This window comes from Sphingomonas sp. R86520, from assembly GCF_042466285.1.
Classification (GTDB): Bacteria; Pseudomonadota; Alphaproteobacteria; order Sphingomonadales; family Sphingomonadaceae; genus Sphingomonas.
Genome location: NZ_JAXHBZ010000001.1, coordinates 1,150,407 through 1,171,486, shown reverse-complemented (window position 1 = coordinate 1,171,486; position 21,080 = coordinate 1,150,407). Strand labels below are relative to the sequence as shown.

Here is a 21,080-nt window from a genome sequence, read left to right as displayed (position 1 = left end):
CTGTCGGGAAACCATGCGCCGGCCCCAGCACAGGGCCGGCCCGGGGTCAGCCTAGGCCGCGGCGCTCTTGGTTGGCGATTTCCTGACGGCCGCAGCGCTAGTGTCAGTCTCCACGCCGTCCTGCTCATGAAGCGGCGGCAACAGGGCGGTCGTGGTGACCAGCTGGAGCTGGTGCACGCCGCGGATCCGGCGCAGCGCGTCGCACAGCTCCTTCAGTCGCGTGGTGGGACCCTGCACCAACAGCACTTCGAGCGACTGGTCGTCCTCGAGGAAGACGTGCTGCGAGGAGATGACTTCCTTCAGATACTCGGCCTGCGTCTGCGCGAGTTGCTGTCGGACGCGGCCACGGTCGCCGCGATAGACGAGCGTGATCGTGCCCGCGAGCATGTCGTCGGGACGGGTCAGCGCCTCATGTTCGGCCAGCGCATGGCGAATGAGTTCGGCGATGAGCTGTGACCGGGAGGGTAGGCCCCTCTCTTCGACCATGACGTCGAGCTGGCGAAACAATTCTGCCGGTAAGCTCATGCTGAGCCGAGCCAGACTGGCCGTTTCAGTGCTCATCGTGCGAATTTTTCAGATGGTAAGGACGTCAAGTATCGGACTTTTCGTAAGGGCCGGAGCCCGTTTGGTTAGCGGCAGATCGAATGCCACCGTCGCGCCGTAACGATGCGGCGCGTGCGGATCGCGACGCTGCTTATCCAGCGTAAGTACGCGGGTGCCAAGAGAAAAGGCTTCCTTGATATCGTGGGTGACCATGATCACCGTCAGGGAATAGTCGGTCCAAAGCCGCCTTGTCAGCGCATGCATGTCCGCTTTGATACCGGGATCGAGCGCGCCGAAGGGCTCGTCGAGCAGCAGGATCCGCGGTCGCTTGATCAGTGCCTGCGCGATGGCCAGTCGTTGCTGCATCCCGCCCGACATCTGCGCGGGATACAGATGCAGGCTGTCGCCGAGGCCGACCGCCACGAGCATTTCCTCCGCCTCGGCGATCGCCGCGCGGCGACGTGTCCCGAAAAGCCGCGCGGTAAAGGGCGCCTGCGCGCATTCCAGCCCGAACAGCGTGTTGCCCAGCACGGACAAATGCGGGAAGACCGAATATCGCTGGAACACGACGCCGCGATCGGGGCCGCATTCGGGCTTGAGCGGGGTATCGTCGAGCAGGATCGAGCCTCGCGTCGGCGCTTCCTGACCCAGAACGACGCGCAACAGGCTGCTCTTGCCGGCACCCGACGGTCCGATGATCGAGACGAACGACCCGGCAGCGATATCCAGGTTCACCCGTTCCAATACGACCTTGTCGCCATATTCGACCCAGATGTTGCGGAGCTGGAGCAGAACGCTCAACGATTTGGCTCCTGTGCCCAGGGGAAGAAGCGCCGGCTCGACCAGGTCAGCAGCATGTCCATTGCGATTGCCAGCAGCGCGATCCAGGCGACATAGGGCAGGATGATATCCATCGAGAGATAGCGGCGGACCAGGAAGATCCGGTAGCCGAGGCCGACGTCGGACGCAATCGCTTCCGCCGAGATCAGGAAGACCCAGGCGGGGCCGAGCGACAGGCGAACCGCCTGGATCAGCCGCGGCATCGCCTGCGGCAGCGCGACGCGGAGCATCACCTGCCAGCTACTCGCGCCGAGGGTTTGTGCCTTGACGATCTGTTCCCGCGGCAGCGCGGTGATGTGTGCCGCGATGTCCCGGATCATGAACGGGGCGATGCCGATGAAGATCAGCGCCACCTTCGACGTCTCGCCAAGGCCGAAGACGATGAACAATATTGGTAGCAACGCGATCGGCGGGATCACCGCAATGCCCGTGACCAGCGGCCCGAAGGTCGCGCGGACCGGCGGCAGGACGCCGAGGACCAGCCCGACCAGCAAGGCCGACAGGGTCGACAAAGCGAGGCCGATCGCGAGCCGTTGCAGGCTGGCGAGGGTGTCGGCCCAGAAGATCAGCTGGCCCGACATTTGATCCGGCTGAAACAGCAGCGCCGACATCGCCTCGATCATGCCGCCGGGCAGCGGCAGGATCTTGTCGTTCGGGTTGACCGCATGGCGACTTGCCGCGACGACGACATAGAGCAGCGCGAGCAGGACGATCGGGATCGCGCCCAGCAGGACGCTGTTACCCCGCCCGATCCGCCGGTTCACCCAGCGCATGGCGCCGCCGTCCCGGCGCGTGACCGCCGCTCAGAGTTTACCATCTGCGGCCATCTGCATGTAGCGTGCGTCGAAGCGCAGGGTCACATGGTCGGCGGCGCCGAGCGTCTTGTTGCCGGGAAACGCCATGCCGACCGCACCGGGTGACTTCGATCCCGGACCGAACAGCCCCTTCGAATAACTGAAGTCCCGCACCCGCGTCATCGTGGTGATCAGGGCGGGGGACGAGGTGGCAGCCACCGCCGCCTTCGGGTCGGCGTAGAGGAACGTGGTCGACAGCTGGCCGTCGAACATCTCGGGCTTGGTGCCGGCGAGCTTCGCCATGGCGGCCCGCGCCGCCTTGCCCTGCGCATCCTGCCGCTGCATCAGCGCGGTCGTCTCGTACCAGATGCCGGCCAGTGCCTTGCCGAGGTTCGGGTTGGCCTTCAGCGTCGCGGTGTCGACCACCAGCAGGTCGAGGATTTCACCGGGAATGTCCGCGGAACTGAAGACTTCCTTGCCGCCGGGCGTGGCGCGCATCACCGAAAGCTGCGGGTTCCAGGCGACCGCGGCGGTGACCTCCGGTGTCGCGAATGCGCCGACGATATCGGCGTCCGACGTGTTGACCGTCTTCACGTCGGTCAACGCCATGCCGACCGAAGCCAGGCCGCGTGCGAGCAGGTAATGCGAGACGGACAACTCGGCGAGATACACCTGCCGCCCCTTGATCGCCTTCAGCGTGTCGCCGCCCTTCAGCATGATCCCGTCATTGCCGTTCGAATAGTCGCCCACGATGATCGCGCTGGTATCCTTGCCACCCGCCGCGGGAATGGTCAGCGCGTCCATGTTGGCGACGGTGACGCCGTCGAGCTTGCCGGCGGTGTATTGGTTCACCGATTCGACATAGTCGTTGACCTGGACGACGTTGATCTTGAGCCCGTATTTATCGGCCCATTTCTTCACGATTCCAGCCTGCTGCGCGTACGGCCATGGCATCCAGCCGGCGTAGATCGACCAGCCGATGCTGAACTCCGTACGCGGCGCGGACGCGGTGGGCGATGACGGCGAACAGGAGGTCGCCATCAGCATGCAGGCGGTGAGTGCAAGTCTCCCTGCGCTGCCGATCCGTTTGAGCATGATTCGCACCCCTTTCGCACCGCAGCATCGCCGCAAACCAAATTCCTGTCCACCGGCATTATTACTGTTGCCGACTTTCGTAATATGGATAGATTGTCAGGAGTTCACGCTGGATCGGTGGGGTCCGCGTGTTTCTGGGAGACGTGCGTGGCGCAAAGCTCGACCAACACTCCGGCAGTCATCGGCACTTCGCCGCCGCCGGGGCGCGCATATCCCAACGGCAACCCCGACCGGGGCTATAATCCACCCGGCGTGCGCAACACCGACAGCGCGTTACCGCTGCACCGCAACGCGCCGGTGCGCCATAATTACGCCTGCGTCGGACCTGCGCCGGGCACCATCGCGCTGCGTTGGACCTACGGCTCCAACATCGCCGCCCGGAACCGCGATCCGCGGGTCCAGGTCATGCAATATAATGAAGACACGTTCCTGCTCCGCCAGAACGTCTGCGTGCATTGGGAGGCGCCGTTCACCTATCTGCTGTTCGGCAACGAAGGCGCGTTGTTGATCGACAGCGGCGCGACCGCGAACCCCGATCACTACCCGTTGCGCGCGACCGTCGATGCGATCGTCACCCGCTGGGCGAAGGCGCGGGGGCGGCGAAAGGTACCGCTGACAATCGCGCTGACGTCGGCCGAGGACATCGCCCAGAACCAGGGACTGGTGCAGTTCGCGGGACGTCCGGACACCGTGATAGTCCCGAAGCCGCTGGAACTGATGAAGCGGTTTTACGGTCTCCAGCGCAGCTGGCCGTCCGGCACCGGGCGGATCGATCTGGGTGACCGGGTGGTCGAAGTGTTGCCCACGCCAGGCACGCACAAGGACGGGGTGAGCTTCTACGATCCCTATTGCGATCTCCTGTTCACCGGCGACCTGTTGTTTCCCGGCAAGATCAACATCGGCAACGACCGCGATTTCGTCGCCTCGCTGGAGCGGTTGAAGGCCTTCGCGGCGACCACATCCGTAAAATGGATTCTGGGCGGCCATGTCGAGATGATGTTCGTGCCCGGAAAATCCTATCCCCGGTTTGCGACCTACAAGCCGTACGAGCGTGTCCTCGAGATGGAGCCTGCGCTGCTCGACGAGGCGCTCCGCTATGCCCGCGAGGTCCAGGGCAAGGACATGATGCTGATCCGGCCCGATTTCGTGTTGTTCAACGGGGTCAGCCCCGACCAACGCACGCAAAGCTGGCCGGAGGGTGTGCCCAACATCAATCCCCCGCGTCCCTTTTGATGGCAAGGACAGCAACCGTGGATCGTCGCACCTTCCTGACTCATAACGCCCTTGCCGCCGCCATTCCGCTATCGGGCGCAACGTTCGCCGGTCTCGCCGACATGGCGTCGGCAGCTGCCCGGCCGGCCCCGATCGATTTCAAGAGCAACCTGCCCGCAACCGGCACCTTCCCCCCGAAATGGATCTGCGGGTCGGAGTCGTTAATGGACAACACCGACCCGCCGGTACAGGTCCATTGGTATAATCCGCACACCGCGATCCTGCGCCAGAACAAGGCGTACAGCTACGAGGCGCCGTTCGCGCCGCTGTATTTCGGCAACGACCGCGTGCTGCTGCTGGACGAGGGCTTCGTACAGCTCCGCAGCGACTGGGATTTGCGCGGCGTGATCGACCAGTGCATCGACGACTGGTGCCGCCGCAACGGCCGCGATCCGGCAAGCCTGGAACTGCTGGTCGCGTTCAGCCATCTGCATGCAGACCATTATGCCGCGACCAACCAGTTCGCGGACCGCCCCAACACGCGCTACATGGGGCTGACGCACGAGGAGATGGTCGGCTTCTGGGGCATGACGCATTTCCCGGAGCAGCGCGTGACGCTCGATCTCGGCGGCCGCGACGTCCTCATCTGGGGATCACCCGGCCATGTCGTGTCGGAATTCGCCTATTACGACAGCTACACGCAGATCCTCTTCACCGGCGACATGTTCTACCGCGGTCGCTGCTATATAGGTTTCTGGGACGCCTGGTTCGACAGCATGAAGCGGCTGATCGACTTCTGTGACACGCATCCGGTCACGCATGTCATGGGCTGTCATGTCGAGATCAGCCGCGATGGCGAGGACTATGCCTACGGGATGACCTACCAACCGAACGAGGCACCGGTGGAGATGACCGTGCAGCAACTGCGCGACGCGTTCGCGATGGCTAAGACCATCACAAAGCCCGGCATCTACTTCACCGGCACCGTCTTCCTCTGCAACCAGACGCGCGGCACGACGACGATCGATGCCAATCCGTATCGCTACGCATGAGGCATCGACATTCGACAGGGGGAAACGCGCGTATGAAACGACCTATGGGTTTGCTGCTGCTGTTGGCCCCGTTGTGCGCTTCGGCACCACCCGGGCGCGGCGCGCTGACCGAACACACGCTCAGCGTGCCCGGTTTCGCCGACTTCCTCGCGGTCGACGGCAAGACGGTGTGGGCCACCAATGACGGGCGCGTCGAGCAATGGTCGACCCGTGGCAAGCTGGCCTCCGTCGCGGTGCCGAAGCCTTGCGGCGCGATGGCGGTTGCGTTCGGGTCGCTCTGGGTGGCGAATTGCAAGGGCGACGACCTCTACCGCATCGACCTGAAGACGGCGCGCGTCCAGAGCATCATCCCCACCCATATCGCCAATCCAAAGGGCGAGCTGAACGTCGTTGCGGGCGCGGGATCGATCTGGGTGCCCAGCCAGGCGGCAGGGCAGGTCGCCAGGATCGATCCGGCGACGAACGCGGTAATCGCCACGATCGGCGTCGATCCCAACAGCTTCTATCTCGCGTTCGGATTGGGTTCGCTGTGGGCGGTCAGCAGTACCGAACACTCGCTCCAGCGGATCGATCCGCGCACCGACAAGGTGACCGGCAAGGCCAGACTGGGGGCCCAGCCGGGCTTCCTCGCGGCAGGGGAGGGCGCCGTCTGGGTCCAGGAACAAGGCGACGGCACCGTCGCGCGGATCGATCCGCGCACGGTCGTGGTGTCGGGCCGCGTGAAAGTCGGAAAGTCCCTCATCTACGGCGACATCGACGTTGGGGGCGGGCAGGTCTGGTTGCGTACCACGGAGGATCAGACGTTCGTCACGATCGATCCGCGCTCGCTCAAAATCGGCGCACGTGCCGGCAAGGCGTCGGGCAGCGGCGCTTTGCGCTACACACCGTCGGGCATCTGGACGACCGCGCACGACCTCAAGACTCTGTCGTGGTGGAGCGCCACCAATCCGCGCCGGAACTAGACCGCGCGTCGCCATATCGCGAAACCGACGACGAGTCGTCGTAGCGGCTGTGTTCGGAGGACGCGACGATGACCGAAACGCGCCGCCTAGCCAAGAAAATCGGGTTAATCCTCAGCATATCTAGTCAGTTCGCATCGTCGGAAAATGTAACAAAATATTACTCTTGACCAAAAAGGTAATATGAATATCGTGTGACACATCGCCATTCAGAGCGAAAAGACCAGGAGAGGAGACCGAGGAGCGCCGCTGGAAACGGCTTGGTTTGGGGAGGTTTCTATGGATCGACAATCGACCTGCCACGCTGCTCCTTCGGACGATCTGCACTCTGTTGCCGACACTCTGGACGGCAACCCCGTCAAGACGTGGGTGTTCGACATGCTACCCCCTGCGATGATCGCGGTGGTCATCCTGTTCTGCGCGTTCGGTCCGGCAGCGTGGATCAAAAACCCCTGGTCGATCGTCGTCGCGGGCGCGCTCACGACGGCGACCGTGCAGGCGCTCGAATGGGTCCATGAACGGCATGCCGGCTGGCGAATGAACGGGCGCGAATTCGCAACGGACCTGTTCTACGTCGTTCTTGGATATTCGGTCATCTCTTGGGTCTCGACGAGGATCGCCGAAAACCCGCTCGCGGCGGCCAAGCATTCGCTCGGCATCACCACGCAATGGGCCATGCACTTGCCGTTCGTCATACAGGTCGCGCTGGTCGTGTTCCTGGTCGAATTCGGCCAGTATTGGATGCATCGCGCCATGCACAATTCGGTGCTGTGGTGGACGCACGCGCCGCATCATCACATCACGCAGCTGAACGCTGCAAAGGGTGCTGTCGGCAACCCCGTCGAGCTGGTGCTCATCAGCCTCAGCGTCATGGCCTTGTTCGATCTGCCGCAAGCGGCCCAGTTCTGCGCATTCAACATTTTAGGTGTGGTTTCGACCTTCGCGCACGCCAATGTGCGGTCCGACCCACCACGCTGGTATGCTTTTTTCTTCACGACGATCCGGCATCACAGCCTTCACCATACTGCACTGAGCTATGACGATACCCGGTGCAACTACGGCAACTCGTTGATTTTGCTCGACCGCATCTTCGGTACGTACCGCGACGGTGAATCGTCCGTGGTGGGGCAGGACGATCGACAACGACTGTCGGTCTGGGAACAGACGATCTTCCCGGCGCGCCCGCTGATCGCAAGAGCGCGCGCGAGGAAGCAAAGAGATTCCGCCTCGGCAACCGGTTGATCCACGTCGCAACGACGAATTTGGATCGGCTCTAGCGCCGCGAGGAAAGCTGAGAGTTCGAAAGCCTGTGTCGGCAAGCCGCAAAAGCGGCAGCCGATCGAACGCCCGAACATCTCGGATCTACGTACGCCCGGGCTCTGGCAGGGAGGTGTCAGCGCCTGGAGGACGATTCCACATAAAGGGGAAAGATATGTCGTACCGCGCGAAACTGAAGATCGGGCTGTTATCCGCAACCATGTTCACCAGTACGGCAATTGCCCTGCCGGCCATGGCACAGGAGACGCTCGCTGCAACTGCGGGAGCCGACGATACGATCATCGTCACCGGTACGCGGCGGAACACGACCCTGATGGATACGCCGATCAATATCTCGGCGATCGGCGCGGACGAGCTGGCGCGGCAACGGATCGACGATGTGCGGGATTTGGCGGATTTCACGCCGGGCCTGACGATATCCGACACCGGGCCGGGTTCGACCGGGACGATCGTCCTACGTGGCCTCAATGCCTCGGACGTGGCATCGGGCGGCACCAATTACGACAACTCGCTCGGCATTTATCTTGGCGAAGTGCCGCTCTATTACGACTTCAAACTCAACGACATCGCACGAGTGGAGACGCTGCTCGGGCCGCAAGGTACGCTCTACGGCCTTGGCACGCTGGCCGGTGCGATCCGCTACATTCCGAACCGCCCCAACCTGACCGAATTCGAAGGCGAGGTGCACGGCCGCCTTTACGGCAAGAGCCACGGCAGCAAGTCGGGCAAGCAGATCGATGGTGTCATCAACATCCCGATCTTGAAGGACCATGTCGCGTTCCGTACGGCGACGGGCTATTATTACGATCCAGGTTTTATCGACTCCCCATTGTTGCTGCAGACACCCGGCGTGTCGCTTCCGCAGCCGGGTGGTACCGGGGGCGTGTCGGCGTCTGACTATGCGGCGAACCTGAAGACGCGCAAAGATCTCAATTTCGAGAAGACGTTCACGACCCGCAACCAGTTGCTGGTTCAGGCCAATGATGGCCTAAAGGTCGACTTCACCTATGCTTACCAGCAAACCAAAACCGACGGCGCGCAAGCCAACAGCGCCGGCGTGCTCGGGACCGGCAAGTACGAAAATGCCAGTCGCTATAGCGAGCCGGTGAACCGTCACGCGCATCTCCTCAGCATGGAGATCAACGCGAATATCGCGAACGTCGCCGACCTCGTGTCGACGACTGCCTATACGAACGTCAGGACGCGTACACAGAGCGACAATACCGACCTGCTGCTCGATCTCGACTATGATTACGAGCTGTTCCCGGCCTTTTCGAGCTTCAACGAGTCCGACAACCACCGCAAGCAGTTCAACCAGGAGGTGCGCCTCGTCTCGCGTCATGGCGGTCCGTTCAGCTGGGTACTCGGCGGTTTCTACAATAATCAGAAGGCGAAGAACGACTATGCCGAGCACACGCCCGGCCTGTCGGATTTCTACGGGATTTCCGGCAATCCCGACGATCTCGAATATGTCAGCTACACCAAGTCGAAGGTCACCGAAAAAGCAGTGTTCGGCGAAGGCACGTTCAAGGTCACGCCGAAATGGCAGCTCACCGGCGGCGCGCGCTACTTCAAATACACCTCGAACATTCAAGGCGCGTTGGTGCTGCCGCTGCTCGGCGACCCGCTCAGTCCGTATGACGTCGACCCGGCAGGCGGCAAGGCGAAGAAGGACGGCTGGGTCTGGAAGTTCAACACCTCCTATAACTTCACGTCGAACTTCATGATCTACGGTACCTACAGCAAGGGTTACCGTATCGGAGGGCCCAACCGCGTGGCGCCATGCCCCGATCCCGTACCGGCAAACCAGCAGAACGCCTGCGCGTTGCCGAACGAGATCCAATATGGCCCCGATACCACGAAGAACGCCGAGATCGGCATTCGTACGCAGCTTCTCGACCGGAGGCTGATTTTCAACTTCGATATCTTCCACATCGCCTGGCAGGGTATCCAGGTGGACTCGGCGACCTTTTATGGCGTGACCGGCATCACGGTGAACGGCGGAGCGGCTCGCTCGCAGGGTCTGGAAGGGTCGTTCCAGCTCAAGCCGCTTCCGGCGCTAGCCATACAAGGCACCTATTCCTACACCGACGCCAAGCTGACAGAGGACGTGCCCGGCATCATTACCATTCGGACCACGCCGAACAATTATGACGGCCGGCCAAAGTTCACGCAGATCGCCGCGCTCGACGGCGACCGCCTGCCGGGATCTGCAAAGAATTCAGGTAGCCTCGGTGCGACGTACACCGTGCCAGCCGTGGACGGGAACATCGTCGCCAACTGGACCGCGACCTACCGCGGAAGCGTGGTCTCGCGGCTCGGCTGGGACCGTGGCTATGGGGACAAGATACCCGGATATGTCCTGCATCGCGCGACCCTGTCGTATGAAACCGATACATACAGCATCGGTATATTCACGAACAATATCTTCGACAAATATGCGGTCGTGTCGGTCGGCCAGGACCGGTCACGGATTGGCGTCAACGACGGCGTGGCCGTTCGCTATTACCGGCAGACGGTACTGAACCCGCGGACATTCGGCCTCGATGCCCGCATCAAATACTGAAGGTTAAAGGGAAGAGGCGCCATTGCTTGAATGGCGCCTCGATCCGTTTGACATCGTTGGTCGCGCGTCAAACGGCTGAAGCGTTATCGCACGTCGATGCCCTGCGTCATCAGCCAAGCCCGTGCCGGCTCCAGCGCATCGGCATGCGACCGCCATTTCCCTACTGCACTTGCGTTGATCGGCCGTCGTACCTGTGCGGCGCTGGGCGTTGCGACGGCAGCGCTATTTTCGTGAAACGACAAGCAAGCCTCGTCCCAATCCAGGCCGCAATGTTCGAGCAGCCGTTGCGTCTGCCCTTTCTGGTCTGCAACCAGGGCCTCGTAGGACAATTGCAGCACCCGCCCCGGCCACAGCTTTTCCCAGAGCGCCATCAACCGGTCGAAGCGCGCATAATAGCGCGCGGTATCCATGAGATCGTAGGAATAAGCGTAATAGGCCGACTGGCTGGCGAACAGGTTTTTGTAGTTGCTCCAGATCGTATCCATCGGATGACGGCGCAGGCATATGATCGGCGCATCGGGGAGCGCACGCGCGATATGGCCGACGTAGAGGAAGTTCGCCGGTAGCTTGTCGGTGAAGCGCGGTTTGTCGCTCGATCGGTGATGACTTGCGCGCTGCAGATACAGCTCGCCGATCTGCGCGGGATCTAGGTTGCCGCTTGCCGCGACCGTTGCCGGATCGATAACGACCCGAGACGGTGTACCGGCAAGTTGCTTGACCGCCAGCGGCATGGCCTGGAGTTCACCCGCGGCATGTACGTCACGGTGCGATGACAGAATACGATCAACGAGTGTCGTACCCGTGCGCGGCATGCCCACGACGAATATCGGCAGTCTGCTCGACGTGCCTGCGCTACTCGTCAACTTTACAGCATCGCCGTCGAACACCGTCTCGATCGCATCGAAGATCGCGGCGTCCTGCGCGAAATCGTAGCGGATCGCCAACTTGTGTGCGGCATTGGCTTCGGAGAGATGGTCGAACGCATCGCGTGCACTGCCGACGTCTTCGAGTTCTTTCGCGAGCGCGTACCGGATGCGCAACGCATCCTCCGGCCGGGTCGCGCTTGCCAGTACAGTCCGCAATCTTGGTACGTGATTGGACTGCTTCGTCTGGCGGCCCAGAATAGCGAGCGCATAATGCGCGCGAGCGTGACCGGGCTCCTTGGCGAGGATGAATTCATAGTGCGAACGCGCGTCGTCCACGCGGCCGGTAAAGCCACTTGCTGCAGCGAGATTATAACGGAATTCGATATTGTCCGGCTTGGTTGCAACGGCTGCGGAGAACGGCACGATCGACGCTTCGTGATCGCCCAGGCGGGCGAGCACGCATCCGATGGTGTCCAGCGTCAGCGCATCGGCGGGCGCCAACTCCATCGCCGCGCGCGCCGCATGGACGGCCTCGCCATCCCGCCGCATCAAGATGAGCAATCGCGCCAATTGCGCCAGATGCTCGGCGTCCGGGCCGCGCTCCACAGCCATTTCGATCAGCGGGATCGCCTTGGCGACATGGCCCGCCTCCGCAGCAGCCATACCGAGCAGAAAGAAACCGGCGGACTGCTGTGGCTCGCGCGATACGAGTGTCTTCGCGGCGGCGGCGGCGGCGGGAAGATCGCCACGCTTCAGCGCCGATCTGGCTTCTGCTTCCAACGTCACGCGAATTCCTTTGGAAAGCGGATCACCTTCGACACGCAGCACGGTATGCGGTCAAATATGATATGCCACGGGGAAATATTCTTCGCCAGATGATGGAAGCGACGGCGCCCGCATCGCGTCGCCGATCGCGAGTCCCTTGCCACGAAACGGCTGGGACGGCAGGTGTAGCGTTCAACTCAGGAGTGAACCATGGCCGTCAAGATCGTTGCCTTCGTCACCGTCAAGCCTGGCGAAGACGATGCATTCGCCGCCGCTGCGCGGATCTGTGTTGCTGCGTCACGCAAAGAACACGGCGTAATTCACTATGACTTATGGCGGGAGACGGAGGGGGCGCGACGGTTCGTGTTCAACGAGCAGTATGTCGACGATGCCGCGGTCCAACAGCATATGGCGTCGGACCATTTCAAGGCGTTCGGCCTGGCAGCCCGAAACCTTGCGTCGGCACGGCCCGAGATCGTCGTCACCCAACCGGTCGACGTGATCGACTGAGGCCAATTCTGCGGTCGTCACGGACCCGGACTCCAAATCTCGGACCGCGAACGAAAAAGCTCGGTAACCCAGTTGGGTTACCGAGCTTTTCAGTCTCGGAGCGGAGTTCTCCCGAGACGAGGGTCAGGCTGCCGCCTGTTCCCAATCGAAGGTCTCTTCTGCCGGCAAGCGAATCAGATAGTCGAACGCGGAAAGCCCGGCCTTCGAGCCTTCGCCCATCGCAATCACGATCTGCTTGAACGGGACGGTGGTGGCGTCGCCTGCCGCGAAGATGCCCGGCTGCGACGTATGGCCACGATGATCGACCTCGATCTCACCGCGTGGTGACAGCGCGATCGCATCGCGAAGCCATTCGGTGTTCGGAACCAGTCCGATCTGTACGAAGATGCCCTCGAGCTCGACCTGGTGCATCGTATCGTGATTGCGGTCGCGGTACGAAAGCCCGGTAACCTTGTCGCCATCCCCATGCACCTCGGTCGTCAAAGCCGAGGTAATGATGCGGACGTTGGACAGGCTGGCCAGCTTGCGCTGGAGCACCGCGTCCGCGCGCAGATCGGTATCATATTCGATCAGCGTGACATGCGCGACGATCCCGGCCAGATCGATCGCGGCCTCGACGCCCGAGTTGCCGCCGCCGATGACTGCGACGCGCTTGCCCTTGTACAAGGGCCCGTCGCAGTGCGGGCAATAGGCCACGCCCTTGTTCTTGTAGCTGTCCTCGCCCGGAACGTTCATCTGCCGCCAGCGCGCGCCGGTCGACAGGATCACCGTCCGCGCCTTGAGCGAAGCACCGTTTTCCAGGACGATCTCGTGTAGTCCACCGGCATCGGTGGCGGGAATGAGCGTGGCCGCACGCTGCAGGTTCATGATGTCCACGTCGTATTCGCGAACGTGACGCTCGAGTTCGGCCGCCAGCTTCGGACCTTCGGTATGCGGCACCGAGATGAAGTTCTCGATCGCCATCGTGTCCAGGACCTGGCCACCGAACCGCTCGGCCGCGATGCCGGTGCGGATTCCCTTGCGTGCAGTATAGATTGCCGCTGCGGCGCCGGCAGGACCGCCGCCGACGACGAGCACGTCGAACGCGTCCTTCTGCGCGATTTTCTCCGCGTTGCGGGCCACGGCGCCGGTATCGATCTTCGCGACGATCTGCTCCAGTTCCATCCGGCCCTGGCCGAAAACCTCACCGTTGAGGAAGATCGTCGGCACGGCCATGATCTTGCGATCCGTGACCTCGTCCTGGAACAGCGCGCCGTCGATCGCGGTATGCGTTACCCGGGGATTGAGCACGGCCATCAGGTTCAGTGCCTGGACGACATCCGGGCAATTCTGGCACGACAACGAGAAATAGGTTTCGAAATTGAAGTTGCCTTCAAGCCCCTGCACCTGCGCGATCAGGTCCTGCGCCGCCTTTGACGGGTGGCCTCCGACCTGCAGCAAGGCAAGGACGAGCGAGGTGAACTCATGGCCCATCGGCAACCCGGCGAACCGCACGCCGATGTCCGTTCCGGCGCGGCGGATCATGAAGCTCGGCTTGCGCTTGTCGTCCGCGGTAACGACCGTGATCATGTCCGACAGGACCGCGATCTCATTGATCAGCTCGCCCATCTGGCGGGACTTGGCGTCGTCACCCAGGCTGGCGACCAGTTCGATGGGCTGCCGGATGTTGACCAGATAGGCCTTCAACTGCTGCGTCAGGTTGGCGTCGAGCATGGGAAACTCCGAAAATAGATATGTCTTGAAAACGCGAACGGCTCGGGGTGGCGGTGCTCCACCCCGAGCCGCGATCGTCTCGGCCTCCTGGAGAAGCCGAAGCCGGTTAGATCTTGCCGACGAGATCGAGGCTGGGAGCAAGCGTTTCCTCGCCCTCTTCCCACTTTGCCGGGCAAACTTCACCCGGATGAGCGGCAATATACTGTGCTGCCTTGATCTTGCGCAGCAGCTCGGTCGCGTTGCGGCCGACGCCTTCCGACGTCACTTCGATGAGCTGGATGATACCCTCCGGATCGACGACGAAGGTGCCACGATCTGCAAGACCCTGACCCTCACGGAGGATCTCGAAGTTGTTGCTGATGCTGTGGTTCTGATCACCGAGCATGAAGTAGTTGATCTTGCCGATCGCCGGCGAGGTATCATGCCATGCCTTGTGGCTGAAATGCGTATCGGTCGAGACGCTGAATACCTCGACGCCCATCTTCTGCAGGGTCGGGTAGACGTCCGCAAGGTCCTCGAGTTCGGTCGGGCAGACGAACGTGAAGTCCGCCGGGTAGAAGAAAAATACCGCCCACTTGCCCAGCACGTCCGCGTCGCTGACGCTGACGAACTTACCCTGCTTGTAAGCCTGGGTGGTGAAGGGTTTCAGCTTGCTGCCAATGAGGGCCATGCGTCGTCTCCGTTGAATGATGCCAACCGGATATAGGCGCTTATGCTGCATTGCAAAACAACTCTATATCAAGTTCGTGATCGACTGGATCGATCATAGAGCGTTTTTCACAACGCCGGATCACTTTCTCGATTAACCGAACGCCTGCCGTTCGACCGACGACTATGAGTGCCGCAAGGCGGGATCCAGAAGCCGGGAATGGTGCGACGCCGCCGCGCTTACGGCTTCCTGAGGACGAAACCTTTTCTCGCCATCAACGGGCTTCAGCGGCCGAACCTACGTGTTTCCGCCGGTTTTAAACCGTAGACCGGCACTCTCGAAGCTTACCGGTAACGTGCCATGCGCCGTTCGGTGGCGCGGAACCAGGATATCGGCGCTCAGCCGCTTGCTCCTGAAAGGGCGCTCAAACGGTCAATTTTCCAGCCCCGCAAAAAATCTGGCGTTCCCGTTGATGACGGCCCCCCATGCGGCGATGCTGTCAACTCGAAAAAGCTATCGAACACAGCGACTTCGCGGTCGCACCATTTAACTTCGCAGTTGCGGAACACGGTCGCCATATCGGCTGCGGAGCTCCCGACTGGCGACAGCGGCATGATTACGAGCCTGGGCGGTACCGACGCTCTACATGCCCGGTAAGTTCGTCCGCATAGAAATAGACCGGCCGTAATTTACCTTGTGCGTAGTGCGAGACCTGATCCGAAAAGTGCGGCGAGCGAACGTCCCCACTCTGTCCACCCGCCATGACCGCGGCGGCCTTCACGCGCGGGCCGAATTCGACCACCGCGACGAAGCTGTTGCCGCTGGTTCCGTAATAGCGCTTCGTCCCCGGCCAGGTCTTGGCGCCGAACGACGCTAGACTGCCCCATTGTGCCGAAGTGAACGGCACCGGGACCGATCCGCGAGCGTCATCGAAGTGCGGCGCGATCGCGTCGTCCAGTCGCTGAAAGCGATTAATCGTTTTCCACGGCGTCCGCCAACTGCCGAAGTCCGTATCGAGCCGTCGGATGGCGGCCGTCAGCGCGGCAAGTTTGGCGTCCGGGCCGACACGTGTCGCGATATAGTCGGGAACGTTCAGTCGCTCGGCCTGGGCGAAGGTGCCGACCTCGCGCCATAACTCGTCGCCCCAGAAGACGGCGAGACTGGTCGCGACGGAATCATATCCCCAACGATGATCCCATGACGCCAGCAACGAAATCGGCACCGCGAGCGACGGCCGCCGGGGATCGTCGACCGCGAGTGCCTTCCACGCGTCGATCAGCCCTGGCAACAGTCGCGCGAACGCGGGCAGATACGGATCGAACGCGGCGTTTCGCAGCGTCTCCGCGGTCCAGCCGGCCTTGCCCGCCAGCAACAGATCGGCATGGACGCCGCGTGCATTGCCGCCGATCTGGTCCATGTAGCGAGGATAGTCGGCGGGCTTGGGACTGTCGGGACCGGCCGCGCTCCAGGGCCAGTCGTTGGTGTTGTGCGCCCAGCCGGTCCGGGGGTTCAGAACGCTCGGTAAACTCGGCAGCGTATGCAGTCCGCGCCAGTCGGTCGCGGGATCGCTGCCGTCGACAGGCCGGGTGTAATCGAAGCGGTCGTCGCGGATCGGCATGAACTGCGGCATCAGGAACGCGATCTCGCCCTTCGCGTCGGCGAACAGCGTATCGTTCGAGGCGTTGGCTTTCAGCGCCGCAACCTTCAGATATTCTCCAAGATCGGTCGCCTTGGTGCGCAGATAGCTTTGCTCCAGTGCGGCTACCGGCTTCCACATCAACGCGGTGGCGATCCATCGACCGCCCTTCATGGCGACGATCGGGCCATGATGCGTACGGAAAATGGTGAACCCGCGTTCTCCGACGCTGCCATCCGGTTTGCGAAAACGTAGGGTCACGCGACCCGTGGATACCGGCCGCGTCGCTTTCCCGTAGCGATAGGCATAGCCTCCGCCACGACGCACTATCCGTTCCGCGAATTCGTCGACGTTATCGACGGTCGCGGAGGTGTGCATCCACCCGGCCTTTGCGTTGAAGCCCTGGTAGATGAAAAACTGGCCCCAGGTACTCGCGCCATAGGCATCGAGGCCTTCACCACTCGTCATCTGCGCTTCCGAGCGAAAATAGAAGCTGGTGTGCGGATTGATGAGCAGCAAGGCGTGGCCATTGGCGGTCAGCCGCGGGGCGATGGCGATACCGTTCGATCCGGATGGTTCGCGCGGGACACTGCCAAGCTCTTCCGGGGTCGGTGGCGTCGGTGTTCCGTAGAACGTCTTGAGGTCGCTGAGCGAAACCCGCTCGATATCACCGCCGATGCTGCCTTCGGTAAAGCTCAGCGCCATCCATGGTTCGAAGCGGGTCAACACCCTGGGTTTGGTCTGCGGATGCGTGGAAAGGTAGTAGTTCAGTCCGTCCGCCCAGGCCTGCATCAGACCGCGCAGCCACGGCGGGCTGGCGGCGTATTGGGTTTTCAGTTCGGCAGGATCGACGAACAGTCGCTGACGCAGATCCGCCCACACCGCATCTTCGCCGTCCGCTTCGGCGGTACGACCCAGCGCAGTCAGGTAATTGGCTTCGATCCGCGGGAAGTCGTCTTCGGCCTGCGCGAAGATCATACCGAACACCGCGTCGGCATCCGTGCGCCCGCGGACATGCGGGATGCCCCAGTCATCGCGGGTGATGGTCACGCGCGCCGCCTGTGCTCGCCACCGTGCGGCCTCCGTCGGTGCCACCACGGGGGACGCGACCAGCGCCGCCGCTACGAGCGCCAGAAGGATCACCGGATTGCGCGCGCGCCGAAGGACCGTATTCATGGGCACAGCGTAAAGCGACAAAAGGGGAATGGCCATGCGTTGGCTGGCGATCGCGATGACGATGATGTTCGGCCTGCCCAGCGCGGTGCGCGCGTCGCCGCCGACGTCGGTGTTGTTGAAACCCGCCGGGGTGTTCGACGGTGTCGATGGTCAGGTCCACGCGGGCTGGCAAGTGCTCGTGACCGGCGACCGGATCGTCGCGGTCGGCCCCGATCTGCGCGCGCCCGCCGACACGCGCATCATCGTGCTCGCGGGCGATACGCTGATGCCCGGCATGATCGAAGGGCACGGCCACCTGTTTCTGCATCCCTATGACGAGGCGAGTTGGGACGACCAGGTTCTGCACGAGCCTCTCGCGTTGCGCACCGCGCGTGCCGTGGCGAACGCACGGGCTACCTTGCTCGCGGGGTTCACGAGCGAACGCGACCTGGGAACCGAGGGCGCGGGCTATGCCGATGTCGGACTCAAGACCGCGATCGACCAGGGTGTCGTGCCCGGACCCCGGTTATCGGTGGCGACGCGCGCCATCGTCGCGTTGGGCGCCTATGGCCCCAAGGGCTTCGAACCCGGCGTCGCGATCCCGCAAGGTGCCGAAGAAGTGTCCGGCGTCGATCAGATAGTCGCGGCGGTACGGCGGCAGATCGCGGCGGGCGCCGACTGGATCAAACTGTACGCCGACTATCGGTGGCGTCCCGGCGAAGAGAGCAGGGCGACGCTCAGCCTCGCCGAGATGGTGGCGGCGGTCGCGGCCGCGCACGATGCGGGGCGGCCGGTCGCGGTCCATGCCGCGACCGCCGAGGGCATGCGGCGCGCGGTCGCTGCCGGGGTCGATACGATCGAGCACGGCTATGGCGGGACGCCTGCGATCTTTGCGGACATGGCCGCGAAGCACATCGCCCTGTGCCCCACGCTGGCGGCGTCCGACGCGACGTCGCGCTATCGTGGCTGGACCGGTAGCGAGCCGGCGCCCGCCGCGGTCGAACTCAACCGCAAAAGCTTCAGGCTGGCCGTCAATGCAGGCGTCCCGATCTGCATGGGCGGCGACGTCGGCGTCTTCGCCCATGGCAGCAACGCGCGCGAGATGGAATTGCTGGCCGCCGCCGGTCTCAGCCCTGCGAACGTGCTGATCGCGGCGACGTCGGGCAACGCGCGATGGTTGAAGATGTCGGACCGGCTTGGTGCGGTAAAGCCCGGTCTGCTTGCCGACCTGATCGCCGTCGAGGGCGACCCGGTCGTGGACATACGGGCTGTACGGCGGCTTAGGCTGGTGATGAAGGGCGGGGTGGTGGTAACCGGGCCCGGCGGCTGAACGGGATTGCCGCGAGTATCAACGTTCGATTACGCGTTGATTCGTGCAGCCATGCCGTGTCTTCGGGGCCTTTCCGAACACGGCGGGGAGCTTGGAAAGCGCGCCGGCTCTGATCGGCTAGACTAGATGCTATGATCTAGTTGAATAAACCACATTGGAAGCCACGTGATCCAATGTGGTTTTATTGTGCAAGTAATTGGCAATACTTTGCCTATACCGATGTTCGTCATGACGTATGGCGCTCCAGACCGATACAGCCGGAGCGGCGACGATACCGGAGGGGTTCTGCTTCATCTGCAGAACACGATCCTGAAGATGATTGCCAAGGGCGCGGGCCTGCAGTCTACCTGCACCACGCTTTGCAACGAGGTAGAGCGCCTGCTGCCCGACGTCATCTGCTCGTTGCTGACCATGGACGCGGCGGGGCGAATGCATCCGCTGGCAGGGCCAAGCCTGCCGAAGGCCTATTCCGACGCCCTGGACGGCGTCGTCATCGGCCCGCTGGTCGGCTCCTGCGGTAGTGCCGCCTACCTGCAGACGGACGTCGCGGTCACGGACATCGCGACCGACGTGCGCTGGACCGACTACAAGGATTTGGCGCTGCCGCACGGTTTGCTCGCGTGCTGGTCCAGTCCGATTTGCGATGCCGACGGCAACACGGTCGCGACGTTCGCCTTCTACTACCGCGAGGTCCGCGGACCGACCGCGTTCGAACGCGAGGTGGTTGCCAACTGCCTGTATCTCAGCCTGATCGCGATCGACCGGCATCACCGGGTCGTCGAGCACCAGCGCCGGGCGTTCACCGATGCGCTCACCGGGCTTCCGAACCGCGCGGCGTTCAACGCTGCGCTCGCCGGCCTCGAAGCGCGGGGGGATCGTGGCTGGGCGCTGTTCATCCTCGATCTCGATAACCTGAAGATGGTCAACGACACGTTCGGCCATCACGCAGGCGATCAGTTGTTGAAGACCGCCAGTGAAAGAATCGCCGCGGCTGTAAAGCCGGGCCCGGCGTTCCGGGTCGGTGGCGACGAATTCGCCATGATCCTTGAGTCTCCCGACGCCTTGCGCGATCTTCACGCGACGGCCGAGCGCATCCTGGAACTGCTCGCGCCGCCCGCCGATTGCGGTGGGCAGATCGTCGTCCCGCGCGCGACCATTGGCGGCGCAGTCCATACGCACGACGACCCGACCGTCGAGCGCGTTCGGCAGAACGCGGACTTCGCCCTGTATCATGCGAAGGAAACCGGCCGGGGTGGGTTCGTCCGCTATTGGGCGGGCCTCGGATCGAGCATGACGCGGCGACTGGGGGCCATCAGGGACCTCGGCGCCGCGCTGCGCGAAGACCGGGTCGAGGCCTTCTACCAGCCGATCTTCCGTCTCGACACGCGAGAGATCGTCGGGCTCGAGGCGCTTTGCCGGATGCGTATCGGCGATAATATCGTCGCGGCGTCGTCGTTCCATGAGGCGACGACCGACGCCCACGTCGCGACCGCATTGACCGCGCGGATGATGGACCTGGTTGCGGCGGACCTGCGCCGGTGGCTGGATCTGGGCATCCCCTTTCAGCATGTCGGGATCAACGTATCGTCCGCGGACCTGAGCGGCGGGGGCGTCGAGCGCGTCCTGACCGCGGCGTTCGAACGCGAGGGCGTATCCCTCGAACACGTCATCCTGGAAGTCACCGAGACGGTCTACATGGGCCGCGGCGATCAGGCGGTTCAGGACGCGATCAGGGCGCTACGCGCGCGCGGCATACGCGTCGCGCTGGACGATTTCGGAACCGGCTACGCTTCGCTGACGCACCTGCTGACGGTGCCGGTCGACGTCATCAAGATCGACAAGACGTTCGTCGACCATCTCGATCCGGACGGTGTCAGCCTGACGATCGTCGAGGGGCTTATCCGGATCGCGCAGAAGATGGGGATCCGGATCGTCGCGGAGGGGATCGAGTCCGAGGATCAGGTCGAACAACTTCGCGTGATCGGCTGCGTGCTGGGGCAGGGCTTCATCTTCTCGCCCGCGGTCGATCGCCGCGCCACGACGCTGCTTCTGCTGGACCACAGCCAGAACGCGGTTCGCTTGCCGGTCGTGAAGGATGGATCAGCCGCGCGCTGACA

The 21,080-nt window shown here is 62.9% G+C and carries 16 protein-coding genes; 8 read left to right on the top strand and 8 right to left on the bottom strand.

The features are described from left to right. Positions 1–51 precede the first annotated feature (51 nt). The 4 genes from SJY41_RS05445 to SJY41_RS05430 are packed head-to-tail and all read right to left on the bottom strand — an operon-like array spanning position 52 to position 3,272. Positions 52–561 carry a CopG family ribbon-helix-helix protein gene (locus tag SJY41_RS05445; protein ID WP_380779739.1) on the bottom strand — a complete coding sequence of 170 codons (510 nt, stop codon included), beginning with the start codon at positions 559–561 and terminating at the stop codon, positions 52–54. Between the two features lie 12 nt (positions 562–573). Further along, positions 574–1,344 carry an ATP-binding cassette domain-containing protein gene (locus tag SJY41_RS05440; RefSeq protein WP_380779737.1) on the bottom strand — a complete coding sequence of 257 codons (771 nt, stop codon included), beginning with the start codon at positions 1,342–1,344 and terminating at the stop codon, positions 574–576. Next, the gene (locus SJY41_RS05435) at positions 1,341–2,156 is read right to left on the bottom strand and encodes an ABC transporter permease (RefSeq protein ID WP_380779735.1); all 816 of its coding nucleotides are present in this window, start codon (positions 2,154–2,156) and stop codon (positions 1,341–1,343) included. Before SJY41_RS05435 ends, SJY41_RS05440 begins: the two co-directional genes overlap by 4 nt. A 30-nt stretch (positions 2,157–2,186) precedes the next feature. After that, positions 2,187–3,272 (bottom strand): putative urea ABC transporter substrate-binding protein, encoded by a 1,086-nt coding sequence (locus tag SJY41_RS05430; protein ID WP_380779733.1) that lies wholly within the window; start codon positions 3,270–3,272, stop codon positions 2,187–2,189. Positions 3,273–3,419: 147 nt separating this feature from the next. Here SJY41_RS05430 and SJY41_RS05425 point away from each other — a divergent pair, with 147 nt between their 5' ends. The 5 genes from SJY41_RS05425 to SJY41_RS05405 all read left to right on the top strand — a co-directional run bounded on the left by SJY41_RS05425 (position 3,420) and on the right by SJY41_RS05405 (position 10,339). Next, positions 3,420–4,505 (top strand): MBL fold metallo-hydrolase, encoded by a 1,086-nt coding sequence (locus tag SJY41_RS05425; RefSeq protein WP_380779731.1) that lies wholly within the window; start codon positions 3,420–3,422, stop codon positions 4,503–4,505. A 17-nt stretch (positions 4,506–4,522) separates the two neighbouring features. Further along, positions 4,523–5,536 carry an MBL fold metallo-hydrolase gene (locus tag SJY41_RS05420; RefSeq protein ID WP_380779730.1) on the top strand — a complete coding sequence of 338 codons (1,014 nt, stop codon included), beginning with the start codon at positions 4,523–4,525 and terminating at the stop codon, positions 5,534–5,536. Positions 5,537–5,568: 32 nt separating this feature from the next. Further along, positions 5,569–6,498, top strand: coding sequence for a YncE family protein (locus SJY41_RS05415; RefSeq protein ID WP_380779728.1), 930 nt, complete (start codon positions 5,569–5,571; stop codon positions 6,496–6,498). A 375-nt stretch (positions 6,499–6,873) separates the two neighbouring features. Then, complete coding sequence (locus SJY41_RS05410) at positions 6,874–7,737, top strand: sterol desaturase family protein (RefSeq protein WP_380784067.1); 864 nt, start codon at positions 6,874–6,876, stop codon at positions 7,735–7,737. A gap of 190 nt (positions 7,738–7,927) precedes the next feature. After that, complete coding sequence (locus SJY41_RS05405) at positions 7,928–10,339, top strand: TonB-dependent receptor (RefSeq protein WP_380779726.1); 2,412 nt, start codon at positions 7,928–7,930, stop codon at positions 10,337–10,339. Between the two features lie 83 nt (positions 10,340–10,422). Here SJY41_RS05405 and SJY41_RS05400 read toward each other — a convergent pair whose 3' ends face one another. Next, entirely contained in the window at positions 10,423–11,991 is a 1,569-nt protein-coding gene (locus SJY41_RS05400; RefSeq protein WP_380779724.1) for a tetratricopeptide repeat-containing sulfotransferase family protein, read from the bottom strand. A gap of 189 nt (positions 11,992–12,180) precedes the next feature. Between SJY41_RS05400 and SJY41_RS05395 the strand changes: the two genes are divergently transcribed. Continuing rightward, positions 12,181–12,480: a putative quinol monooxygenase gene (locus SJY41_RS05395; protein ID WP_380779722.1), complete on the top strand. Its 300-nt coding sequence runs from the start codon at positions 12,181–12,183 to the stop codon at positions 12,478–12,480. A gap of 123 nt (positions 12,481–12,603) precedes the next feature. Here the strand turns inward: SJY41_RS05395 and ahpF are convergent, their stop codons facing one another. The 3 genes from ahpF to SJY41_RS05380 all read right to left on the bottom strand — a co-directional run bounded on the left by ahpF (position 12,604) and on the right by SJY41_RS05380 (position 17,654). Further along, complete coding sequence (gene ahpF, locus SJY41_RS05390) at positions 12,604–14,193, bottom strand: alkyl hydroperoxide reductase subunit F (protein ID WP_380779721.1); 1,590 nt, start codon at positions 14,191–14,193, stop codon at positions 12,604–12,606. A gap of 106 nt (positions 14,194–14,299) precedes the next feature. Next, positions 14,300–14,863 carry an alkyl hydroperoxide reductase subunit C gene (gene ahpC / locus SJY41_RS05385; protein ID WP_380779719.1) on the bottom strand — a complete coding sequence of 188 codons (564 nt, stop codon included), beginning with the start codon at positions 14,861–14,863 and terminating at the stop codon, positions 14,300–14,302. A 595-nt stretch (positions 14,864–15,458) separates the two neighbouring features. Beyond that, complete coding sequence (locus SJY41_RS05380) at positions 15,459–17,654, bottom strand: penicillin acylase family protein (RefSeq protein WP_380779717.1); 2,196 nt, start codon at positions 17,652–17,654, stop codon at positions 15,459–15,461. A gap of 28 nt (positions 17,655–17,682) precedes the next feature. Between SJY41_RS05380 and SJY41_RS05375 the strand changes: the two genes are divergently transcribed. Together SJY41_RS05375 and SJY41_RS05370 are read left to right on the top strand one after the other, a co-directional pair. After that, positions 17,683–18,963 (top strand): amidohydrolase family protein, encoded by a 1,281-nt coding sequence (locus SJY41_RS05375; protein WP_380779715.1) that lies wholly within the window; start codon positions 17,683–17,685, stop codon positions 18,961–18,963. A 228-nt stretch (positions 18,964–19,191) separates the two neighbouring features. After that, a complete protein-coding gene (locus SJY41_RS05370) occupies positions 19,192–21,078 on the top strand; it encodes a putative bifunctional diguanylate cyclase/phosphodiesterase (protein ID WP_380779713.1) in 1,887 nt (628 codons plus the stop codon). Positions 21,079–21,080 lie beyond the last annotated feature (2 nt).